At 63.8% G+C, this 19,005-nt stretch carries 19 protein-coding genes and 1 tRNA gene; 11 read left to right on the forward strand and 9 right to left on the reverse strand.

What is annotated here, in order from left to right:
- Positions 1 to 13: 13 nt before the first annotated feature.
- Both egtD and FA702_RS15820 read right to left on the reverse strand, forming a co-directional pair.
- Positions 14 to 1,030: an L-histidine N(alpha)-methyltransferase gene (gene egtD / locus FA702_RS15815; RefSeq protein WP_210417556.1), complete on the reverse strand. Its 1,017-nt coding sequence runs from the start codon at positions 1,028 to 1,030 to the stop codon at positions 14 to 16.
- A gap of 157 nt (positions 1,031 to 1,187) precedes the next feature.
- Positions 1,188 to 1,529, reverse strand: coding sequence for a hypothetical protein (locus FA702_RS15820; RefSeq protein ID WP_136956871.1), 342 nt, complete (start codon positions 1,527 to 1,529; stop codon positions 1,188 to 1,190).
- Between the two features lie 351 nt (positions 1,530 to 1,880).
- On the opposite strand from FA702_RS15820, the gene FA702_RS15825 reads away from it, so the two are divergent.
- Genes FA702_RS15825 through FA702_RS15835 form a run of 3 tightly spaced genes read left to right on the forward strand, consistent with a single transcriptional unit; the run spans position 1,881 to position 6,105 of the window.
- Positions 1,881 to 2,582, forward strand: a complete 702-nt coding sequence (locus FA702_RS15825; RefSeq protein WP_255504608.1) for a response regulator transcription factor — start codon at positions 1,881 to 1,883, stop codon at positions 2,580 to 2,582.
- Entirely contained in the window at positions 2,569 to 3,921 is a 1,353-nt protein-coding gene (locus FA702_RS15830; protein ID WP_168196087.1) for a FecR domain-containing protein, read from the forward strand. The genes FA702_RS15825 and FA702_RS15830 overlap by 14 nt, the downstream gene beginning before the upstream one ends.
- 12 nt (positions 3,922 to 3,933) lie before the next feature.
- Complete coding sequence (locus FA702_RS15835; protein WP_136956873.1) at positions 3,934 to 6,105, forward strand: CHASE2 domain-containing protein; 2,172 nt, start codon at positions 3,934 to 3,936, stop codon at positions 6,103 to 6,105.
- Between the two features lie 7 nt (positions 6,106 to 6,112).
- Here FA702_RS15835 and FA702_RS15840 read toward each other — a convergent pair whose 3' ends face one another.
- Positions 6,113 to 6,670 carry a hypothetical protein gene (locus tag FA702_RS15840; protein WP_136956874.1) on the reverse strand — a complete coding sequence of 186 codons (558 nt, stop codon included), beginning with the start codon at positions 6,668 to 6,670 and terminating at the stop codon, positions 6,113 to 6,115.
- Between the two features lie 316 nt (positions 6,671 to 6,986).
- Between FA702_RS15840 and FA702_RS15845 the strand changes: the two genes are divergently transcribed.
- From FA702_RS15845 to FA702_RS15855, 3 genes are all read left to right on the forward strand, one after another.
- On the forward strand, positions 6,987 to 7,487 hold the full coding sequence (locus tag FA702_RS15845) for a MarR family transcriptional regulator (protein ID WP_136956875.1): 501 nt from the start codon (positions 6,987 to 6,989) through the stop codon (positions 7,485 to 7,487).
- Positions 7,488 to 7,608: 121 nt separating this feature from the next.
- Positions 7,609 to 10,389: an EAL domain-containing protein gene (locus FA702_RS15850; protein ID WP_136956876.1), complete on the forward strand. Its 2,781-nt coding sequence runs from the start codon at positions 7,609 to 7,611 to the stop codon at positions 10,387 to 10,389.
- A gap of 180 nt (positions 10,390 to 10,569) precedes the next feature.
- Positions 10,570 to 10,643, forward strand: a tRNA-Gly gene (locus tag FA702_RS15855).
- A 10-nt stretch (positions 10,644 to 10,653) separates the two neighbouring features.
- Here the strand turns inward: FA702_RS15855 and FA702_RS15860 are convergent.
- Positions 10,654 to 11,022 (reverse strand): hypothetical protein, encoded by a 369-nt coding sequence (locus FA702_RS15860; protein WP_136956877.1) that lies wholly within the window; start codon positions 11,020 to 11,022, stop codon positions 10,654 to 10,656.
- 224 nt (positions 11,023 to 11,246) lie between these two features.
- On the opposite strand from FA702_RS15860, the gene FA702_RS15865 reads away from it, so the two are divergent.
- Positions 11,247 to 11,711, forward strand: a complete 465-nt coding sequence (locus FA702_RS15865; RefSeq protein WP_370385479.1) for a DUF983 domain-containing protein — start codon at positions 11,247 to 11,249, stop codon at positions 11,709 to 11,711.
- An 80-nt stretch (positions 11,712 to 11,791) separates the two neighbouring features.
- Here the strand turns inward: FA702_RS15865 and FA702_RS15870 are convergent, their stop codons facing one another.
- From FA702_RS15870 to FA702_RS23270, 4 genes are all read right to left on the reverse strand, one after another.
- Entirely contained in the window at positions 11,792 to 12,445 is a 654-nt protein-coding gene (locus tag FA702_RS15870) for a Crp/Fnr family transcriptional regulator (RefSeq protein WP_136956878.1), read from the reverse strand.
- 136 nt (positions 12,446 to 12,581) lie between these two features.
- Positions 12,582 to 13,277, reverse strand: coding sequence for a Crp/Fnr family transcriptional regulator (locus FA702_RS15875; protein WP_168196088.1), 696 nt, complete (start codon positions 13,275 to 13,277; stop codon positions 12,582 to 12,584).
- A 199-nt stretch (positions 13,278 to 13,476) separates the two neighbouring features.
- Complete coding sequence (locus FA702_RS23265) at positions 13,477 to 13,620, reverse strand: hypothetical protein (protein WP_255504609.1); 144 nt, start codon at positions 13,618 to 13,620, stop codon at positions 13,477 to 13,479.
- Between the two features lie 43 nt (positions 13,621 to 13,663).
- Positions 13,664 to 13,912 (reverse strand): hypothetical protein, encoded by a 249-nt coding sequence (locus FA702_RS23270; RefSeq protein WP_255504610.1) that lies wholly within the window; start codon positions 13,910 to 13,912, stop codon positions 13,664 to 13,666.
- On the opposite strand from FA702_RS23270, the gene FA702_RS15885 reads away from it, so the two are divergent.
- Positions 13,904 to 16,024, forward strand: coding sequence for a glycosyltransferase family 4 protein (locus FA702_RS15885; RefSeq protein WP_255504611.1), 2,121 nt, complete (start codon positions 13,904 to 13,906; stop codon positions 16,022 to 16,024). The genes FA702_RS23270 and FA702_RS15885 overlap by 9 nt on opposite strands.
- Positions 15,978 to 17,294, forward strand: a complete 1,317-nt coding sequence (locus FA702_RS15890; protein ID WP_136956882.1) for a glycoside hydrolase family 130 protein — start codon at positions 15,978 to 15,980, stop codon at positions 17,292 to 17,294. Before FA702_RS15885 ends, FA702_RS15890 begins: the two co-directional genes overlap by 47 nt.
- A gap of 42 nt (positions 17,295 to 17,336) precedes the next feature.
- Here FA702_RS15890 and FA702_RS15895 read toward each other — a convergent pair whose 3' ends face one another.
- Positions 17,337 to 17,606 (reverse strand): hypothetical protein, encoded by a 270-nt coding sequence (locus FA702_RS15895; protein ID WP_255504612.1) that lies wholly within the window; start codon positions 17,604 to 17,606, stop codon positions 17,337 to 17,339.
- A 228-nt stretch (positions 17,607 to 17,834) separates the two neighbouring features.
- On the opposite strand from FA702_RS15895, the gene FA702_RS15900 reads away from it, so the two are divergent.
- Complete coding sequence (locus FA702_RS15900; protein ID WP_168196089.1) at positions 17,835 to 18,413, forward strand: PRC-barrel domain-containing protein; 579 nt, start codon at positions 17,835 to 17,837, stop codon at positions 18,411 to 18,413.
- The gene (locus tag FA702_RS15905; RefSeq protein ID WP_136956884.1) at positions 18,410 to 18,820 is read left to right on the forward strand and encodes a low affinity iron permease family protein; all 411 of its coding nucleotides are present in this window, start codon (positions 18,410 to 18,412) and stop codon (positions 18,818 to 18,820) included. The genes FA702_RS15900 and FA702_RS15905 overlap by 4 nt, the downstream gene beginning before the upstream one ends.
- The last annotated feature ends 185 nt before the right edge of the window (positions 18,821 to 19,005 follow it).

A 19,005-nucleotide genomic window follows, 5' to 3' on the forward strand; every position in this document is an offset into this window, starting at 1 on the left:
TGGGCATGGTGGCCTAACGCCCCTCCAGAAGATAGGTGCAGAACGTGCCCGCGTGACCCGCCAAAAACGGCGCGGGATCGCTTTCCTGCCATATCTGCCGGACCGTCCAGCCGGCGCGGGCGGCCAAGGCCCCGAGGAAGGCGGGCTGGTATTTGTAGCTGTTTTCGGTGTGGATCGTCTCGTGCGGCGCAAACTGTACGCGCGCGCCCGCGATTCGCACCTCTTGCTGGGCAAGGCTGACGAGGTGCATCTCGACGCGGCTTTCCTGCGCGTTCCACACCGCCCGATGCTCGAACATTTCCAGGTCGAAATCGGCGCCGCATTCGCGGTTGAGGCGGGTCAGCAGGTTCAGGTTGAAAGCCGCAGTAACGCCGCTCCTGTCATCATAGGCTGGACCTAGCACCGCCGGATCGTTGGTGGAATCCGCGCCCAGCAGCAGGCAGGCGCCAGCGCCCAGCAAGTGGCGGACATTGGCAAGGAAGGTTTCCGCTTCGTCTGGCGTGAAGTTTCCGATCGTCGATCCGGGAAAGAAGCCGACGAGCGGTTTTGCCCCGAACCGTTCGGGCAGGGCGATATCGGCGGTGAAGTCCGCCCGGATGGGCGCTACTTCCAGCGCGGGATACATGGCGCGGATGCGGGCGGCGGCCTGTGCAAGCGCGGCTTCGCTGATGTCGAGCGGCAGGTAGGCGGACAATTGCGGGCTTGCATCCAGGATGCGGCGCGTCTTGACGCTGGCGCCACTGCCGAATTCAACCAGCGCCGAGCCCGGCGGGATGGCGCGGGACAGGGTGGGCGCGATCTTGCGCAACTGGGCCTCTTCGGTGCGCGTGACGTAATATTCGTCCAGCAGGCAGATTTCCTCGAAGAGGTCGGATCCGCGCGCGTCGTAAAAGTGCTTGCTTGGCAATGCCTTTGGGGTGCGTGTCAGCCCGGACAAGGCGTCGCGGCAGAGTAGATCGAGACAGACTGAAGCACCAAGGGGCAACGCGTCGTTCGCCATGATGGCCGTGCACGGAATCAGGTCTGTCACGCGGTTCTCCTTGATCGTTCGCGGGTCGTCGTCGGCTGACGCCATTGTCGATAAAGTGGCATCAAGACGGGGCGTTGAAAATCGGCCTCAGGTATGGGGCATACGCGATTCCGCTGCTCCCCGCCGCCCATGGTCGCACGTTTCGAAATTTTATCCATCAAACGCCAAGCCGGCGGTCGCCGGTGACGCCGGTCCGTAAGTTCGGCGTTTCGTGCGCCCAGGTCTGGCCAACCGGCACGTAGTAGAACGATCCGCTGCGATGGAAGACTTGGGCGCCATCTTCAATGCTGACCATCTCCACCAAGCCGGCTGCAGCGCGCCGAACAAGGACTGGCCAAGCGCCCCTCATGCCATTTTCCTCGTTTTGCCGAGGGGACCACTCGGACTTCAGCCCGTCAACGGCACGGCGGCCTTGCCGTTCCTCGAACGCATCACAGGTTAACCTGGGCGGATGGGAGCGGCCTTCGCGTGGCGCGTGAAATAGTCCAATCTGGATCATCTTGCGGGAAATCCTCACCCGACTTTGGAGAAGATACCGGCACAGTGCACCCGCCCCTCTGGCAAGGTTCTGTTTTTCAGCGTACTTTTGCCATCCGCCTGGAGTCACGGCGGCAATCGCATGTGACTCCAGGCTTCAGGCGACCAGACAAGGCTCCCGTTGAGGGTTGGTCCAGAAGCAGATACGTAATGACACCGTGATCGTTGCGTATGCGCTTAGTCGGTTATCCAGACATCCGCGTTATACGCGTTCTGTAAACGTGATCGGTGTAAAAGGTTGTAACACCTGCTTCCCGGGAACGACGTGTTGCCCGATGGGGCGAGGCATGCGCGATGACGGTAAAGGACTTGCATGATGCATATCGCCATCGTCGATGATGACGAAACAGTGCAGGCTTTCGTTGCGGAGACCTTGCGGGGGGAAGGGCATTCGTGCTCGTGCTATCGCAGTGGTCTGGATCTGCTTGCCGCCGCGCAACGCGAAACTTTCGATCTGCTGATCGTTGACTGGAACATGCCGGGGATGAGCGGCATTCATCTGGTGGAACTGGCCAAGTCGCGGATCGCGGCGTGCCCGCCGGTCATCATGCTGACCAACCGCTCGGACAAAGACGATATCGCGCTGGCGCTCAACACCGGGGCGGACGATTTCATCATCAAGCCGGAAAGCCCGGTGGTGATTCTGGCCCGCGTGAATGCCCTGTTGCGGCGCACCGCCGTCGGCGGAACGGCGGGGCAGGGACCGTTGCAGTTTGGCGCCTATCTGTTCGATACGCACCGCAACGTCGTGAAGTTCGGTGGAAACGACATCGCGCTGACGGCGAAGGAATTTGCGCTCGCCATGCTCTTTTTCGCGAACCAGAACAGGCCACTTTCGCGCGCCTATATCATGGAAGCGGTGTGGAAGAGCGTGGCCGAACTTTCCACGCGCACGCTCGACATGCATGTTTCGCGCATTCGCACGAAGCTTTCGTTACGGCTGGAAAACGGCTTTTCGCTGCGAACGGTGTTCGGCTACGGCTACAGACTGGAGACCGACCATGCGCAAGACTAACCGGATCGCTCGCCCGTTTGCGGCTCTCGCCTTTGTCCTGCCCGCGATAGTGGGCCAGCAAGGCCACGCCGCATCCCCGCCAGTGGCGGCGGCGGCGCAGGATCAGATCGAATACACCGTGCGTGCGGGCGACAATCTCTATCGGATCGCGGCGCGCTACTTTGTCCGGCAGGCCGATTATCGCGAGGTTCAGCGTATCAACCGCGTGGCCGACCCCTTGCGGCTGCCGGTGGGATCGCGGCTGCGCGTGCCGGTGCGCCTGCTGAGGACAGAGCCGTTGCAGGCCCGCATCCTGGCGGCGCGTGGCACGGTGACAATGGAGAGCGGCGGTGCGGCGGTCCGCCCCGCACCCGGGATCGCGGTAATGCCCGGGGCGGTTCTGGAGACCGGGGTCGATGGTTTCATCGGGCTTGCCCTGTCCAATGGCTCGCAAGTGTCATTGCCCACCCGCACGCGCGTGCGGCTGGTCGCGATGCGGCGTATCCTGCTGACGGGAAGCGTCGATTTCGATGTCGCGGTGGAACGCGGCAAGATCGAGACGCAGGCCACCCCGCTGCAAGCGGATGGCAGCCGTTTCCGCCTGCGCACCCCGCGCGCGGTTTCCGCCATTCGCGGCACCGTCCTGCGTATCGCTTATGATGATGCCGGCGCATCGATAACCGAAGTGGTCGAAGGCAAGGTCGCGGTACAGGGCGATCCGTCGGCGGCCGAAACCATGCTGGCGCAGGGGTTCGGCGCGCAAGTCTCTCCCGGTGGCGCTGTCGCCGTGGAAGCGCTGTTGCCGGCACCCGATCTGGTCGATGCGGGGAAGGTGCTGGTCGATCCCGTGGTCGCCCTGCGAGCGCGGTCGCAGAGCGGGGCGAAGGGGTATCACGTCCAGGTCGCGGCCGATTCCAGTTTTGCCGATCTGGTTACCGAGGCCAGCGCCGATGGCGATACGGTGACGCTGCCGGCTCTGGCGGACGGGCGGTGGTTCGTGCGTCTGACCGCCTTTTCCGCCACCGGCATCGAGGGCTTGCCGCAGGTCTATTCCCTGCGCCGTTCGCTGACCGGGCTGAGTGCCAGCGCCGCGCAGGACGGGGACCGGATCACGATCAAGTGGCTGGGGCAGGGGGCAAGCGACGCGCGCCGGCTCTATCGCTTCCAGCTGGCGCGCGGTGACGCCAAGGCGGCGCCGATGATCGACGAGCCTGGCCTCCAGGATGCGCAGATGGGCGTGTCGGGGCTGGCCGACGGAGTCTATTTCTGGCGCGTGGGCGTGCAGCAATATGCCGATGGCGATGTCACGGAAAACTGGACGCCTTTCCAGAAGTTCACGGTCACGGGCGCGGGCCGATAGGCGCCGCGCGCGATGCTCTATCGCCGGCTGCTGATCGAATGGCTGGTCGTGGTGATCGCGGCCAGCTTGCTGGTCATAGGATCGGTGCGAGGGCGGTGGACCGCGCCGCTCGATAATATCCTGCTGGATTCGATGACGCTGATCCGTCCCGCCAACGCGGACGACCGGATCATGCTGGTCGAAATCGACGAGAGCAGCCTAGCGCGGATCGGCACTTGGCCGTGGCCCCGCTCCGTCCACGCGAGCGCGCTCGAAATGGCGGCGAAGGCGCGGCCTGCTGCGATCGGTTACGACGTCCTGTTCATCGAGCCCACGGCCGAGGACGCGCGTTTCGCCGAAGGATTGCGCGCGGCGGCGCCGGTCTATCTTCCCATGCTGCCAGGCTTGCCGGATGCCGATGGCCGCGCGGCGACCACGGCGGATCAGAAGCCGCCCCCGCCGATCAGCGCGGCGGCGGCGGGGCTGGGGTCGGTGGACGTCAACTTCGATGACGATGGCGTCGTGCGCCGCTTCGAACCCCGGCTTAACGGGGCGGTCCCGCATCTGACGGAACTGCTTGTCCGGCGCATCGATCCGCAAGCTTACCAGGCCCATCCGCCCGCGATGACGCAGATCATCCCGTTTCAGCGACCGGGCGCGTTCCGGCGCGTGTCGTTCGATGATCTGCAGGCAGGGCGAGTTCCGGATGCGTTGATCCGTGGCAAGGTTCTGCTGTTCGGCGGGATCGCGTCGGGCTTTGGCGATCGCTTCCTCGTGCCGTTTTCAGCCGGCACCCTGATGTCGGGCGTGGAATTGCAGGCCAACATGCTCAACGCCCTGCTGCACGGCGATTTCTACCATGCCGTCGGCACGCCGTGGGTCACCGCGTTCAGCCTCCTGCCGGTGCTGCTGCTGTTGCTGGCTTTCCTGCATTTCGGGCCGATGACCAACTTGCGCCTTTCGCTGGCGGGGTTGGGCGTGGTGTCGGCCGCTTCGGTGGGCTTGCTGCTGACAACCGGCTGGTGGGTTCCACCGGGCTCGGCTTTGCTGGGGCTGGTGGTGGTCTATTCGCTGTGGGGCTGGCGGCGGCTGGCGGCCGTGAGCGAGTTCCTGACCGCCGAAGTGGTCCAGCTCCAGAAGGAGCCCGACCTTGTCCCGGCGGTCGTGCCCGCATCCGGGCGCGGCGATCTCGTCAACGTGGAGACCAACCGCCTGCATGACGTGATCGCCCAGTTGCGGGCCTTGCGCGCCTTCATCGCGGAAATCCTGGCCCGGCTGCCCGATGCGGTCTGCGTGGTCGATCACGATGGCACGGTGGTGATGGGAAACATCGCGGCCGACCGCCTGTTCGGGCGCGCGGTGCGTGACCAGCCGTTGCTGCCTCTGCTGGCCGGGATCGGTCTGGGCGGGGCCGTGCGCGAAGGCGAGGTGACGTTGCCCGATGGGCGGACGCTGGTGCTATCCCGCGCGGTGATCGACGGGATCGGCACGATCATGCGCTTTGCCGACATTACCGAGTTGAAAGCGGCATCCCGCGCACGGGAAGAGGCGCTGCAGTTTCTCAGCCACGATATGCGCGCGCCGTTCTCCGCCGTGATCGCGCTGCTGCAGGATCGGACATCGGGCGATAGCGGCGCGGTAACGGCCGAAACGGCCCTGCGCATACGCCAGCACGCCGGGCGCGGGCTGCAACTGGCGGACGATTTCGTGCAGCTTGCCCGCCTTGAGAACGCCAGCGTCGTGGCGGAACCGGTCGATCTGGCGGGCGCGCTCGCGGAAGCCATCGACCTGGTCTGGCAGCGTGCGCGCCAGCGCAACGTGGCGATCCGCGAGCGTATCGACGATGACGATCTGTGGGTGATGGGGGACCCGGCCCTGGTCCAGCGCGCGCTGCTCAACCTGCTGGGCAATGCGGTGAAGTTCGCGCCCGAAGGTGGAACCGTCGAATGCCACATCGTGCGCGAGGGCGCGCTGGCCGCCTGCTCGATCACGGGACAGGGGCCGCCGATGCCGCCGGAGCGCGCGCGCGATCCGTTCATTCCCTTCGCGCCGGGCACCGATGCGGCGGGCGAGGCCAGCCGGGGGCTTGGGCTGGCGTTCGTGAGAATGGCGGCGGAACGGCAGAACGGCAGCGTCGGTTATCGCGAGATGCCGGATGGCATGAAGGAGTTCACCATCCGCCTGCCTCTCGCCACCGACGATTGAGCGGGCTTCAGTCGCGCGTCCAGGAAAGCTCCGATCCTTCGGGCACCGGATGGACCAGCATGTCCGCGGCGCGGGCGGCGAGCGAGGCCAGCACGGGTTTGCCCGTGCCGTGGCAATGATCTTCCTCGGCCCAGCCGCGCCCGATCAGCGTGCCCGTGGTGTGGTCCACGACGGTCAGGACAAGGCGATACCGAGTGTCGTGGCACGATTGCAGGAAGCGCTGCTTCTTGGCCCCTGAAAGCGGCGGGGCCGCGTTGTCGACCAGCACGGCCACGTTCGACGGGCGCTGGGTATAGGCAGCCGTCAATTCGTTCCGGCTGTCATCGGCGATGCCGATGCCGGTGGTGCGCAGCGCATCGACGATGACCGACCGGTCGCCGTTGTCGTCCGGCATGGCGGTCGGCTTCACGGTATAGGGCATGGCCGGCTTCTCCGGCGCGGCCATTCCACCGAAGCGGGTTCGCACAGGGCCGGCGCAGCCCGAGGCAAGGCAGGTCAAAACGACCAGTGTGGTCAGGCGACGCGGCAGGTGATGAAAGGCGTTGGCGCGCGGCGCTTCGGGCATGATGGAAATTCTCGTCTCGGCAAGTCGGGCGGTGCGATAGCTACCCATCGCCAATATCGATCGCCCGCGCAATCGGGAAGATTGCGGACTGCTCGGCAGCAGGTTGTGGGGATGCGCGGTCGGGGTGCCCTCGCGGTGGCTGGCAAATTTACATCATTTTACACCGAAATGCCGGAAGTTCTGGCACTTATCATCGCATGTGCGTGGTCTTTCACGCGCTTTCCGCAAGCCGCTCGTGGCCCGCCGCATCATGCCGGGGGCATGGCGCGAATTGCGCGAGGCGCGTCCGGAACCACGGGGTCAGGATGGGTTGGACATGAAGGCTTTCGAAATCGGAGGAATTGCCCTCGAACCTGCCAGGATGGGCATCCCGCTGCTGGCATGCGAAGGGGACATCATCGTTTCGCCCCCGCTGCCCGAACGCGCGGCTCGGGCGCACCTGGCTTTGGCGCGCGAGCTCTATTCGGCGCGCCGGCGGCGCGAGCGGTTCTTTCCCGCCGACCTGTTCGGCGAAGCGGCGTGGGATATCCTGCTGGATCTCTATATCGCCCGCCACGAAAAGCGTGAAGTCGCCACCACCAGCGCCTGCATTGGTGCCTATGTTCCGCCGACCACGGCGCTGCGCTGGCTGCGCCATCTGATGGAGCATGACTACGTGCACCGCGAAGACGACGGCAAGGATCGGCGCAGGACGTTCGTGCGCCTTTCGGCCAAGGGCAACGCGGCGATGGACGCCTTCCTGGCGAACATGCTGAAGACGATGGCGCGCAACTTGGGCGCGGTGCTGATGGCCGAAATGGAAGGGGATTGTCAGTAGGTCCCGCGCGCCGGACAGGTGAAGACTGGCCGATTGCCCCTTAGGTCATTAGCATTTATTGGCACGATCTTAACGTTTGATACCTCAAAGAAGCACGATCTCATCGGAAAGTGCTTCCCTGATGTTCGATATCCTTTTCTGCATTCGCGATCAGCATGATTTCACCCTCGTGCTGCTGGCGGCGGGCGTGTGCCTCCTGTCGACCGTGACAGCCGTCCTCCTGCTTCGCCAATCGAGCGTGGCAAAGGGAAGCAGCGCCCGGAACTGGGCAGTGATCGGCGGAGGGGTAACCGGGTTCGGCATCTGGTCCACGCACTTCATCGCGATGCTCGGCTACGATCCGGGCGTGGTGATGGGGTACAAGGCGGGGCTGACGATCGGTTCGCTCGCCATCGTCGTCGTCAGCATGGTAATCGCGTTCCTGCTCGCGATCAGGGCCAAAACGCGCACCGGCCGCCTTGGAGCCGGCGTGCTTGCGGGCTCCGGTTTCGCGACCATGCATTATGTCGGCATGGCGGCCGTTGAGATGCCCGCCACGATCCAATGGCGATCGTCCTACGTCGCGCTTTCGCTGCTGCTTGCGATCCTGCCCTTCTATGCCGGGCTGGAAAAGGCGGTGCAACGCAATGGGCGCGCGCACGGTTTCGCCGCGGCGCTGATGATGACGGGCGCGGTGGTTGGACTGCACTTTTCCGGGATGGCCGCAATCCGGCTGATCCCCGCCCGTCTGCATACCGAAGCGATGCTGCTTTCGCCCAGCACAATGGCCGTCCTGGTCGGCAGCGTGTCGGTGCTGCTGCTGGCGCTTTGCATCGGCAGCTGGGCGATCACGCGCCGGGCTAACGCCGCGATCGAGGTCAGCGAGCGGCAGTTCAGCATCCTGGTCAAGGGCATCTCCGACTGCGCGCTCTACATGCTCGATCTCGAAGGGCGCGTGGCCAGCTGGAACGCCGGTGCGCAGCGCCTGAAGGGCTATCAGGCGAGCGAGGTTCTCGGCCTTCCGCTCGGGCGATTTTATACGCCGGAAGACCGCGCCGCCGGTGCGCCGCAGCGGGCGCTGGCCCAGGCACTGGCCGACGGCAAGTTCACCGGCGAAGGCTGGCGCATGCGCCGCGATGGCTCGCGCTTCTGGGCGCATGTCACCATCGAGCGGATCGTCGATGTCGCGGGCGAACACATCGGTTTCGCCAAGATCACGCGCGATATGACGCGCTTCAAGGAAGACCAGGACCGGATCAGGGAGGCGCACCATCGTCTTGATGCCGCGCTGGAGCACATGCACCAGGGCCTGTGCCTGTTCGATGCCAGCCAGCGGCTGGTGCTGCGCAATCATCGGTTCGCCGACCTCTGGCAGCTGCCCGAAGATAGCTGCCCGCCGGGCTGGACGCTGATGGACGTGGCGCGGGCCGCGCTGGAGGCGCGGACGGGTGGCCGGGTTTCCGACGAGCGGCTGGAAAACATGAACCTTCTGCTTCAGCGCTCGCTTGCGTCGCCGGAACTGCCGCCCGTGATTGCCGAATTCGGCGAGGATTTCGTGGTCTCGATTTCCAGCAGGCCCATGCCGAACGGTGGATGGGTGATGACTTTCGAGGATATTACCGAACGCAGCCGTTCGGAGGCCCGCATCGCCCACATGGCCATGCACGATGATCTCACCGGCCTTCCCAACCGCGCCAGCTTCAACCACTGGCTTGATCGGGAACTGGAACTGGCGGAACTGCGCGACGATCAGGTCGCCCTGGCGATCATCGACCTCGATCGCTTCAAGGAAATCAACGATACGCAAGGGCATGTCGCCGGCGACATGCTCCTGCAGCGGATCGCGAACGCGATGTCGGCCGTGCTGGGGGACGGGGAGACGGTCGCGCGGATCGGGGGCGATGAATTCGCGGCCGCCAAGCACTTTTCCTCGCCCGCCGAACTGTCGGATTTCGTGGCCCGGCTGAGCCGTTGCTTCGATATTCCGTTCGGCGCGCAGGACGGCATTGCCGTGGGCGCCAGCCTTGGCATCGCGATATACCCCACCGATGCCACGGGCCGCGAGGCGCTGCTCAACAACGCCGATCTCGCGATGTACCGGGCCAAGGGCAACCTGGGCGAGCGCATCTGCTATTACGAACAGGGCATGGACGAAAGCGCGCGCCATCGCCGACAACTGGCGAACGACCTGCGACACGCTGTGGCGCGGGGAGAGCTTGCTGTCCTGTATCAGCCGCAACACTCGCTCAAGAACGGGGAAATCAGCGGCTATGAAGCGCTGTTGCGCTGGCACCATCCCCGCTTCGGCATTGTGTCGCCCGTGGAGTTCATCCCGATCGCCGAGGAAAACGGCGAGATCATGAAGCTGGGCGAATGGGTCTTGCGCATGGCCTGTGCGGAAGCGGTCTTCTGGCCGCAGAAGCACAAGATCGCCGTAAATCTCTCGCCCGTTCAATTGCTGCAGGCCGACTTGCCGGAAATCGTCACGCGCGTACTGGTGGAGACCGGCCTTTCGCCCCACCGGCTCGAACTGGAAATCACGGAGACCGCGCTGATCGCCGACAAGGTGAGGTCGCTGCACACGCTCCGCCGCATCAAGGCGCTTGGCGTCAGCGTTGCCATGGACGATTTCGGCACGGGCTATTCGTCGCTGGATACGCTGCATTCGTTCCCGTTCGACAAGATCAAGATCGACAAGTCGTTCCTGCTTGAATCCGAACACAACGAACAGGCCCGCGCGATCATCCGCGCCGTGCTGGCACTGGGCAAGAGCCTGCAGATCCCGGTGCTGGCGGAAGGCGTGGAAACGATCGGCCAGCTCGAACTGCTCGTCTCCGCAGGCTGCGAGGAAGCCCAGGGGTATTACTTCGGCAAGCCTGCCGTGGCTCCCAGCGCGCCCTTGAAAGATGCGAAGGCGGGATAGCCCCGGTCGGGCGCGGGAGCACGATCGCGGCGACAGGAGCGGGAAGGTCAAGGCCGGGCTTGCGCGGCACCGCACTTCCGCCTAAGGCCGGGTCGGTCGTTCCATGCTGGAATTCCTACTTGGAACGATGTTGGAATGGTTTCAGTGTAACCTGAAATTCTTTCAAAAATTAATGCCTTAGCGGGTGTAGCTCAATGGTAGAGCAGAAGCTTCCCAAGCTTACGACGAGGGTTCGATTCCCTTCACCCGCTCCAAGTATGCAAATCAGGCGGCGGCGCGGGTCGCGATGACGTCCTCGTAGCGCGCATCCGCCAGGTCGAGTTCCGGCCATGGCGGCGCCGTTTCGGTGGTCAGCACCAGCTGGCCCAGGCCGGACAGGCGGAAACTGCCGAGTTTCGGTTCCTGCACGGCCGCGCCGTCCTGCTCCATGGCGACGGCGTCGCAGTAGAACTTGCCATTGCGACGATAGAGCAACTGGGGTGCCACCTGTGTTGCGGTCCGATTGTAGGTCCAGCGCAGGCACAGGCCAAGGTGCAGCGCCTGCAGGATCATGTGCAGCGCCTCGGCTTCCCTTTCATCGGCGACGGGGAGATCCTGTGGTCGAAGCGGGGGCGTCTGGGTCGGTTTGGTCATGCCGGTCGCTCTTGCCGCTCTGCGCGCGATCCGCAACACCTTCTTTGGTGACGAATGTTTCCATTTCCGTCTGTAGCTGGCGGTTCGTGCTTCGGTATCCCGCCCCACCGCCCCAAATCCGGCACGCGGCGTTGCCATTGTCCGGCCCGGGACGTACAGCGTGAGCAGTTCCCCTGACTGCTGCTAAGGTTGCCTGGCTTGGGGACGAGAAAGAGAGCACTGACGTGACGGGTTCTTCGTTGGATCATCTTGCCCCGGACGGCGATCGTGCGCCGGGGATGGTCCGTCCGTCGCTGGCGCAGGCGATCAAGCGCGGATTTGTCGGGCGCTGCCCCCGCTGCGCGCGCGCGAAGCTGTTTCGGGCTTTCCTCAAGCCCGTGGACCGTTGCCCCGATTGCCAGCAGGACTGGTCATGCCAGCGCGCGGACGATTTTCCCGCCTATCTCGCGATCCTGTTGACGGGCCATCTCGTCGCGCCACTGATCATTGCGGTGGAGCTCGATTTCTCGCCTCCGGCCTGGGTGCAGATGACATTGTGGCCCGCGATCGTGGCGGCGATGGTGCTCGCGCTGATCCAGCCGGCCAAGGGCGCGGTGATCGCGGCGCAATGGCGGCTGGGCCTGCACGGTTTCGCGGCATCCGATATGCAGGCCGCGGATGCCGACGCTAACGGTGGCGCCAGAAGCTGAGGTGTTGCGTCATCTCCCATCGATCCGATCGGATGCAGTGAGGATAACGATGACAGCGGCGGCCGGCGCCAGCCGATCCTTCAAACAGCGAGGCGCTGCGAATTGGGCGTGATCGCCAGCCGGCGCAGCCCTTCGATATTGAGAAGAGTCAGCCGCTTGCCATGCAATTCGATAAGTTTTTCTGCCCGCAGCATTTGTAGCACGCGATTGACGTGAACGGCCGACAAGCCAACGATATCCGCCAGATCGTATTGCGTCAGGGGCATGACGCAGCGGTTTTCGATGACGTGGCAGGCGCGTTTCAGCCGTTCGAACAGTTCGCACAGCAGGCTGCACAGGCGCTCGGTCGCCGAGAGCCGGCCAAGATTGAATATCCACTGTTCGCGCCGGTTAAGAATGGTGAGCAGGGATTCCAGTATGCTGGTCATTCCATCCGCCTCTTGCGCTGGCCTGCGATGGATACCCGCCATGGACAGCGATCGAGCGCGCAGGCGCGTCAGCGCAACCACGGGCAGTGTCGGGGTTCCCTGGAAAAGCCATTGCGGTTCGCAGTATTCACCGGGAAGAAACAGCGTAATGATTTGCCGTCGTCCGTCGACCAGCAATCTGTATTGGCAAGCCCAACCTTCCTCGATCTTGAAGATATGGTCCGTTTTCTGTGCATGACGCGCGAGGTATTCGTGCCTGTGAAAGACACGCATGCCGTCGCGCGCGGATACCGCTTCTTCTATCATCAATACTATCCCGGATTTTTCTGATGGGTACAGTGCGCCACCGGGGGGCGGGAGGATTCACATAGGTTTATGAGCGCAACAAAGTCCGACCAAGCGTTCCGGGAAGCCGACGGATGCCCTGTGGTCTGCTTGCCAGTCAGCGCCCAAATTGCAGATACGTCGGGCGGAAGTGGCAATAGGCCTCCAGCGCGGCCGGGTCCGGCATGGTGATGCGCCCTCCCTGCCAATGGATGAGGTCGCGCGCGCGCAGATCCTGGATCACCCGATTCACGTGCACCGTGGAAAGCCCGGTGGCTTCGGCGAGGTGAATCTGTGTGAGCGGCGAGTCAAACCCGTCGGGCGTGGCGGCTCCTATTGCCCGCAGGCGGTGTGCAAGCTCGCAAAACAGATGGCCGATGCGCTGGCGTGCGCTGCGCGCTGCAACATTGCGTGTCCATTCGCGCTGAATGGCGAGCGTGGCAGTTCCTTCGACGCCAAGGGCCAGGCGGATTCGGGGTGACTGGGTCCGGACCAGTTCGACGGCATCGGACAGAACCAATGCGCAGTGCATCTTGTCGATAGCGCCAATGGAATGATCGATCGTTCCAGCCACCGGGAAAACCGGATTGCACAGATCGCCCGGCAGGAGAAAGGCCACAATCTGACGGCTTCCGTTTTCCAACAGTTTGTAGCGGCATCCCCAACCATCCAGCACGATCTTGAGGAAATGGATGTGATCGCCTTCGCGCACGAGATCGCCGCCGGCTTTCACCGTGCGGATTTCGGTGTCCACGAGATCATCCACCAGCGCCATGTCCGTCGAGGACAGGTCGACATATTGCAGGAGTTTCATGGCAAGTGGGCCTGACATGCTGGCTGGTCCCTTCAGCTGTTCCTTGAGCGTCGCGCCGATGCAACGCCGGTGGTCCCGGCTGGTTTCCGGTTGCGATCATGCGAGGCGTTACGGATCATCCGTTGACTGTCGTTCCTCCGTTCGGGGGAAGGACTTGCCCGGTCATGCAGCTGCAACCCTTGAAGGACAGGATCGACCGTCAATCGCAGCGGAACGGCGAAATTTCCCATTTGCTTACATATGTATTTGAAATGCCCATTGACTTGTAAAAACAAGAACGAGTGATCGTGCCGCCGGCGAGGTCAATAATTCCAAGTGCGCCGGAGCGTTGTTTTAGTGCCATGAGCCGTTTCATTTGCCGGAAACGCCAGAGGGGAAATCCGCTTTCATAAAGAGCTGCAATGAAAGGCGGATAGATGCTGAAATATGCCAAAATCGAAGAACTTCGGACTGCCGGCGATATTTCGGTGGAAAGCTTCTGCCAGGGCTATCCCGACAAGCACCGGTATCGCGTGGCTGCCATTGGAACATATCCGCCCCGCCGGTGTGGTATCGCGACCTTTACCAGCGATCTCGTGGATAGCCTGAAAGCGGCTCATCCCGGCATGTCCATCGACATATTCGCCATGGATCATCCACAGGCTCCGCAGCGTTATGGCAGCGAGGTCTGCATGGCGATCGGGGAGGGCACCCGCGAAGACTTCGAGGCGGCGGCGAACAGGATCAACGCCAGCGGCACGGATGCGGTGTGGATACAGCACGAATACGGCATCTTTGGCGGCGAGGATGGCAACTATATCTGCAATCTCGTCGATCGCGTCGCCGCGCCCGTGATCCTGACGCTGCATACCGTTCTGCGCGATCCCACCCCCGGCCAGCGCGCGGTGTTGCAGCACCTTATCGATCGTGCCCGCGCGGTCATCGTGATGTCGCGCGAAGCGCGTGACTTGCTCGCCAGCCTTTATGATGCCCGCAACGTCACCGTGATTCCGCATGGCGTTCCCGATCGTCCGTTCGGCCGCGAACTGGCGGCCAAGGCGTGTCTGGGGCTCGCTGACCGGCACGTTCTGATGACGTTCGGGTTGCTGGGGAGCGGTAAGGGGATCGAGCAGGTGATCGAGGCGATGCCCGCGATCCTGGCGCGGCATCCGAACACCGTGTACCGCATCGTCGGCGCCACCCACCCCGCGCTTGTGGCGCGGGAGGGGGAGGCCTATCGCCATGCCTTGCAGGCACTCGCGCAGCGGTTGGGAGTGGCCGATCATATTCAGTGGGATGACCGGTTTCTGGACACGGACGAGCTTCTCGACCAGCTGGAAGCCTGCGATATTTTCCTGACGCCCTATCCCAATCTGCAGCAATCGACGTCGGGAACGCTGAGTTATGCCGTGGCGCTCGGCAAGGCGGTTGTGAGCACCCCCTTTTCCCATGCGCGCGAGTTGCTCGCGGACGGTGTGGGCACGCTGGTCGAACCGGGCTCGGCGAACGCCATCGCGCAGGCCGTGATCGATCTGCTGGCCGATGCGACGGCGCTGGAAGCGATCAAGCGGCGGGCCTATGCCAAGGGGCGGGACGCGATCTGGCCCCGCGTGGCGGAAATGGCCCAGGCTGTTCTGCGCATTGCCGCGCCACTGGCCAAGCCACTTCAGGTCGCGCCAGGCAAAATGCCGGCCCTTTCCGGCGTGTTCGCCATGTCGGACAGCACCGGCATCTATCAGCATTCGCTCGGCATCGTGCCCGACCGCCGCCATGGCTATTGCCTGGACGACAACGCCCGCGCGCTGATGCTGATGAACGTGGCGCGCGATCTGCCCGCCGGCGAACGCCTGCGCTGGTCGATGACCTACGCCAGCTTCATCGCCCACGCCTGGAACGAGGAAGAGCGCTGCTTCCGCAATTTCATGGGTTTCGATCGCCGCTGGCTCGAAGAGCGCGGGTCGGCGGACTCGAACGGCCGGACGCTGTGGGCGCTGGGGCATACGGCGGAATGCGCGCCCGATGCGGATATCCGCGAATGGGCTGTCGAGACGTTCATGCGATCAAGGCGTTGCGTCTCTTCCGAAAGCCCTTTGCGGACCCTTTGCTTCGCGATGTTGGGAGAAGCCGCGCTGCTGCGCGCGGGCGTACCACCCCACCAGGTCGGCGATTTCCTGGCCAAGGGCGGCCCGGTGCTGATGGCGATGCTGGAACGCACGCGGCGTCCCGAATGGGTGTGGTTCGAGCCGGCCCTGGCCTATGACAATCCACGGATTTGCGAGGCGCTGATCGAGGCCGGTCTTGTCCACGACCGCGCGGATTGGGTGCAGGCGGCACTGGAAGCGCTCGACTGGCTCATGCGATCCCAGACGAGCAGCCGGGGCCATTTCCGCCCCGTCGGTTCGGAAACCTTCGGCAAGCCGGCAACGGTCTTGCCGTTCGACCAGCAGCCCCTGGAAGCATGGGCGGCCGTCGACGCGGCCCGGACGGCCTATTTCATCGGCGAGGACGTGAAGTGGATCCGGTCGGCGCGCACCGCTTTCGCGTGGTTCGAGGGCGCCAACGACCGCAACGTGGCATTGGGCGACGCGGCTTCGGGCCGGTGCCGCGATGGCGTGACTCCGCGCGGCGTGAACCGCAACTGCGGCGCGGAGTCGGTTCTCGCCTACCATCTGGCCAGCCGCGCGCTCTCTGATCTCATCGCCACAGTGGAAGGACGCAATCTTGCAGCCAGGACCAGTACCGAACCGGCTTCGTATCAGCGACACTAGACTTCATCCCGATCCTGCGCGCGTCGTTTTGCGGCCGTTCCATCTGGGATGGCAGGCCAGCAACGCGCCGCAGGACCGGGCCATCCGGCTGGTAGCCAACGTCCTGGCGCTTCCCGGCGACAGGGCGAAAGCCGAATACGAGCGGGTTCTGGCGGATTTCTCGGCGCGCCACTGGCACATCGAGAACGTCCTTGATGAACGGTACGCCCAGCTCGAAACGTCGCTGGCGCTGCCCGCCATTGCCGAAGGCTATCGCCAGCGGCTGATCGCGGCGTATTTCTGCCACGAATACACCTACGCCGCGGCTGCGCTGATGAATCCGTCGATCGTCCCGCATCCCGATCAATCGGGGTTGGAGGCTGGCGCCGTCCGTTTCGTGCTCAGCCTGCGGGCCGTGGGCGAGGGGCATATCAGCACGATCGCGTTTCGCGAGGGGATCGCGAGGCCCGATGGCTCGTTCGCCCTGTGGCCCCAGGGCGATATCGCGACGGCGATGCGGCAGATCACCGGAGAGGGCAATCCGCCCCCTCCCGACACCCCGGGCGCGCGCGCGTGGATCAGTCGCGATACGGACAGCACGCTGACAAATTCGGTTATCTTCCCGGTGACCGAGCAGCAACGCAACGGGCTGGAGGATTTGCGCCTGGTGCGGTTCGAGGATGAGGACGGGAAAGCCGAATGGATCGGCACCTACACCGCCTATTCCGGACAATCGATCCGGTCCGAATTGCTGAGGACCAGCGACTTCAAGACCTTCTCGCTGGAACCGGTGGAAGGGCGCGCGGGGCGCAACAAGGGCATGGCCCTGTTTCCGCGGCGGATCGACGGGCAATATATGATGATCGGCCGCCAGGACGGCAAGAATCTCTACCTGCTGCGTTCACCCCAACTGGACCAGTGGGACGATGACGGCGTGCTGCTGATGGAACCGCGCTTCGCGTGGGAATTTATCCAGATCGGCAACTGTGGGAGCCCGGTGCTAACCAAAACGGGTTGGTTGGTGCTGACTCACGGGGTCGGCCCGATGCGCAAATATGCACTGGGCGCTGTGCTGCTGGACCGCGCTGATCCATCGAAAGTGCTTGCGCGAACGCCCGAGCCGGTTCTGACCGCCGAAAATTCGGACCGGGCAGGCTATGTTCCCAATGTGGTCTATACGTGCGGCATGATGCCAGTGGGAGATCATCTTCTCATCCCTTATGGGATATCGGACAGCGTGGTTGGTTTCGCGACAATCACCATCGACGACATTCTGGCTACGATGGCCTGACCTTGCGGGTCAGGCCATCGCCCTCCTCAAACAGCGCCTTCCTCAATAGGCGGGCGGATCGCTGGCCGGAAAGCTTTCGTCCGCGGCCTGGTCCACCTTGTCCCAGTCATCCACGTCACTGCGCATGCTGTCTGGGCCGGCGTTGCGCACGTCGGCAAAGCGCGATGACGAAGTATCGCTGGTTTCGCCAGGCGCGAACGCCGCCGGTTCGGTCTGTTCCTGGCGCGCCGTGAACATGCGGTACACCGTGTAGCCGACTGCCAGTGTCGAAGCGATTTTCAGTACCGAGAACATCATCTTGAATGCGAGCATGACAAATCTCCCATGCTGGTTGATGTTTCAAACCAATTCGTGGCGACGGGTTCCCGATCGTAACGCATGCAAGTCTTTCCGGGGCGAGTCCGCTGTCTTTGGGATTAGCGCGGAACCGGCGGCAGCAGTGGCCGTTGCATCTGTCCGAACTTCATTTCGACACAGGATGCCGCCATGGTGGAGCTTGCTAGCTGGATAGCGCCCATCGCGACGATGGTTGCCGCGGTGATGACCGCCGCCAACCTGGGGCCGCGTATGACCGGTGCGGGCTTCGCCGTGTTTGCCGTCGGTGCCTGCGCGTGGTGCATCGTTGCCCTGCAGGGCGATCAGACGGGACTGTTGCTCACCAACGTATTTCTGCTCGTGGTCGATGTGGTTGGCGTGTGGCGATGGCTGGGGCGGGCGAGGTATGCGGATGCTGCACGACGAGCGGCAAGGGCCAGCGCGTCGCGCACCGATACGAGCCTGTTTTCCTTTCAGGATCTGCTGAGCGCTTCCGTTGTGGACAAGGGCGGGACGGCGCTTGGTCCGGTGATCGATGCCATGGGCAGCGTCGAGGATGGCAGCATTGCCTACCTGGTGGTTTCCGATGGCGGTGTCGCCGGCGTGGGGGAAGTGCTGCGCCGCTTCCCGGCCGACCGGCTCGCCTATGCGGACGGGAAGGTGATCGCTTCCATCCCGCGTCCTGCCTTCGAAGCGTTACCCGTCATCGAGGCCGATCGCTGGCCGTTGGATGCCCGTCGCACACGGTCCGGCATTCCCGAGATGGAAGGCGGTCCACGTCCAGCTGCGAAAGGGGAACGATGAGCAAGTTCTTCACCCTATGGTCGTCCGCCATCTCCGCCGCCATGGGGCGCCCCGTGGCCTTTGCCATAGCGCTGGGCACCATCATCGTATGGGGTGTTTCGGGGCCGGTGTTTGGCTGGTCCGACACATGGCAGCTCATCATCAACACGGGCACCACAATCGTGACGTTCCTGATGGTGTTCCTGATCCAGAACAGCCAGAATCGCGATGCAAGCGCCATGCAGGCCAAGCTGGACGAATTGCTGCGCGCGCTGGACAAGGCGCGCGAGGGATTCGTGGGCATCGAACACCTGACGGACGAGGAAATCACCGCCCTGCGCGATGCACTGGAACGCGAGTGCGGATTGCGCGATGGGAAACAGGCGACGACCGAAGATACCGTGGATCACCTGCTTCAGCGGACTTAGCGGCGGACGCCACGAATGGTCCCGACGTCCGTCGCGAAGGACCGGCAGCCGGTTCGCTTACCTGTGACAGGTTTGGGGACATAACGGGCCTTCGCATCCATTCCTTCCCCCGAGATGCCCGCCGCACGGAGCGTAAACACCAGGGGGCAATCCGACGGAATGGAACAGACATGACTGATCGCTGC

Source organism: Novosphingobium sp. EMRT-2 (assembly GCF_005145025.1).
Taxonomy (GTDB): domain Bacteria; phylum Pseudomonadota; class Alphaproteobacteria; order Sphingomonadales; family Sphingomonadaceae; genus Novosphingobium.

Excerpts from the sequence above, each read along its gene's own strand:
- FA702_RS15820 (WP_136956871.1), bottom strand. The coding sequence starts at position 1,529 with ATGATCCAGATTGGACTATTTCACGCGCCACGCGAAGGCCGCTCCCAT.
- FA702_RS15825 (WP_255504608.1), top strand. The coding sequence starts at position 1,881 with ATGATGCATATCGCCATCGTCGATGATGACGAAACAGTGCAGGCTTTC.
- FA702_RS15830 (WP_168196087.1), top strand. The coding sequence starts at position 2,569 with ATGCGCAAGACTAACCGGATCGCTCGCCCGTTTGCGGCTCTCGCCTTT.
- FA702_RS15835 (WP_136956873.1), top strand. The coding sequence starts at position 3,934 with ATGCTCTATCGCCGGCTGCTGATCGAATGGCTGGTCGTGGTGATCGCG.
- FA702_RS15840 (WP_136956874.1), bottom strand. The coding sequence starts at position 6,670 with ATGCCCGAAGCGCCGCGCGCCAACGCCTTTCATCACCTGCCGCGTCGC.
- FA702_RS15845 (WP_136956875.1), top strand. The coding sequence starts at position 6,987 with ATGAAGGCTTTCGAAATCGGAGGAATTGCCCTCGAACCTGCCAGGATG.
- FA702_RS15850 (WP_136956876.1), top strand. The coding sequence starts at position 7,609 with ATGTTCGATATCCTTTTCTGCATTCGCGATCAGCATGATTTCACCCTC.
- FA702_RS15860 (WP_136956877.1), bottom strand. The coding sequence starts at position 11,022 with ATGACCAAACCGACCCAGACGCCCCCGCTTCGACCACAGGATCTCCCC.
- FA702_RS15870 (WP_136956878.1), bottom strand. The coding sequence starts at position 12,445 with ATGATAGAAGAAGCGGTATCCGCGCGCGACGGCATGCGTGTCTTTCAC.
- FA702_RS15875 (WP_168196088.1), bottom strand. The coding sequence starts at position 13,277 with ATGAAACTCCTGCAATATGTCGACCTGTCCTCGACGGACATGGCGCTG.
- FA702_RS23265 (WP_255504609.1), bottom strand. The coding sequence starts at position 13,620 with ATGGCACTAAAACAACGCTCCGGCGCACTTGGAATTATTGACCTCGCC.
- FA702_RS15885 (WP_255504611.1), top strand. The coding sequence starts at position 13,904 with ATGGATCATCCACAGGCTCCGCAGCGTTATGGCAGCGAGGTCTGCATG.
- FA702_RS23270 (WP_255504610.1), bottom strand. The coding sequence starts at position 13,912 with ATGATCCATGGCGAATATGTCGATGGACATGCCGGGATGAGCCGCTTT.
- FA702_RS15895 (WP_255504612.1), bottom strand. The coding sequence starts at position 17,606 with ATGCTCGCATTCAAGATGATGTTCTCGGTACTGAAAATCGCTTCGACA.
- FA702_RS15900 (WP_168196089.1), top strand. The coding sequence starts at position 17,835 with ATGACCGCCGCCAACCTGGGGCCGCGTATGACCGGTGCGGGCTTCGCC.
- FA702_RS15905 (WP_136956884.1), top strand. The coding sequence starts at position 18,410 with ATGAGCAAGTTCTTCACCCTATGGTCGTCCGCCATCTCCGCCGCCATG.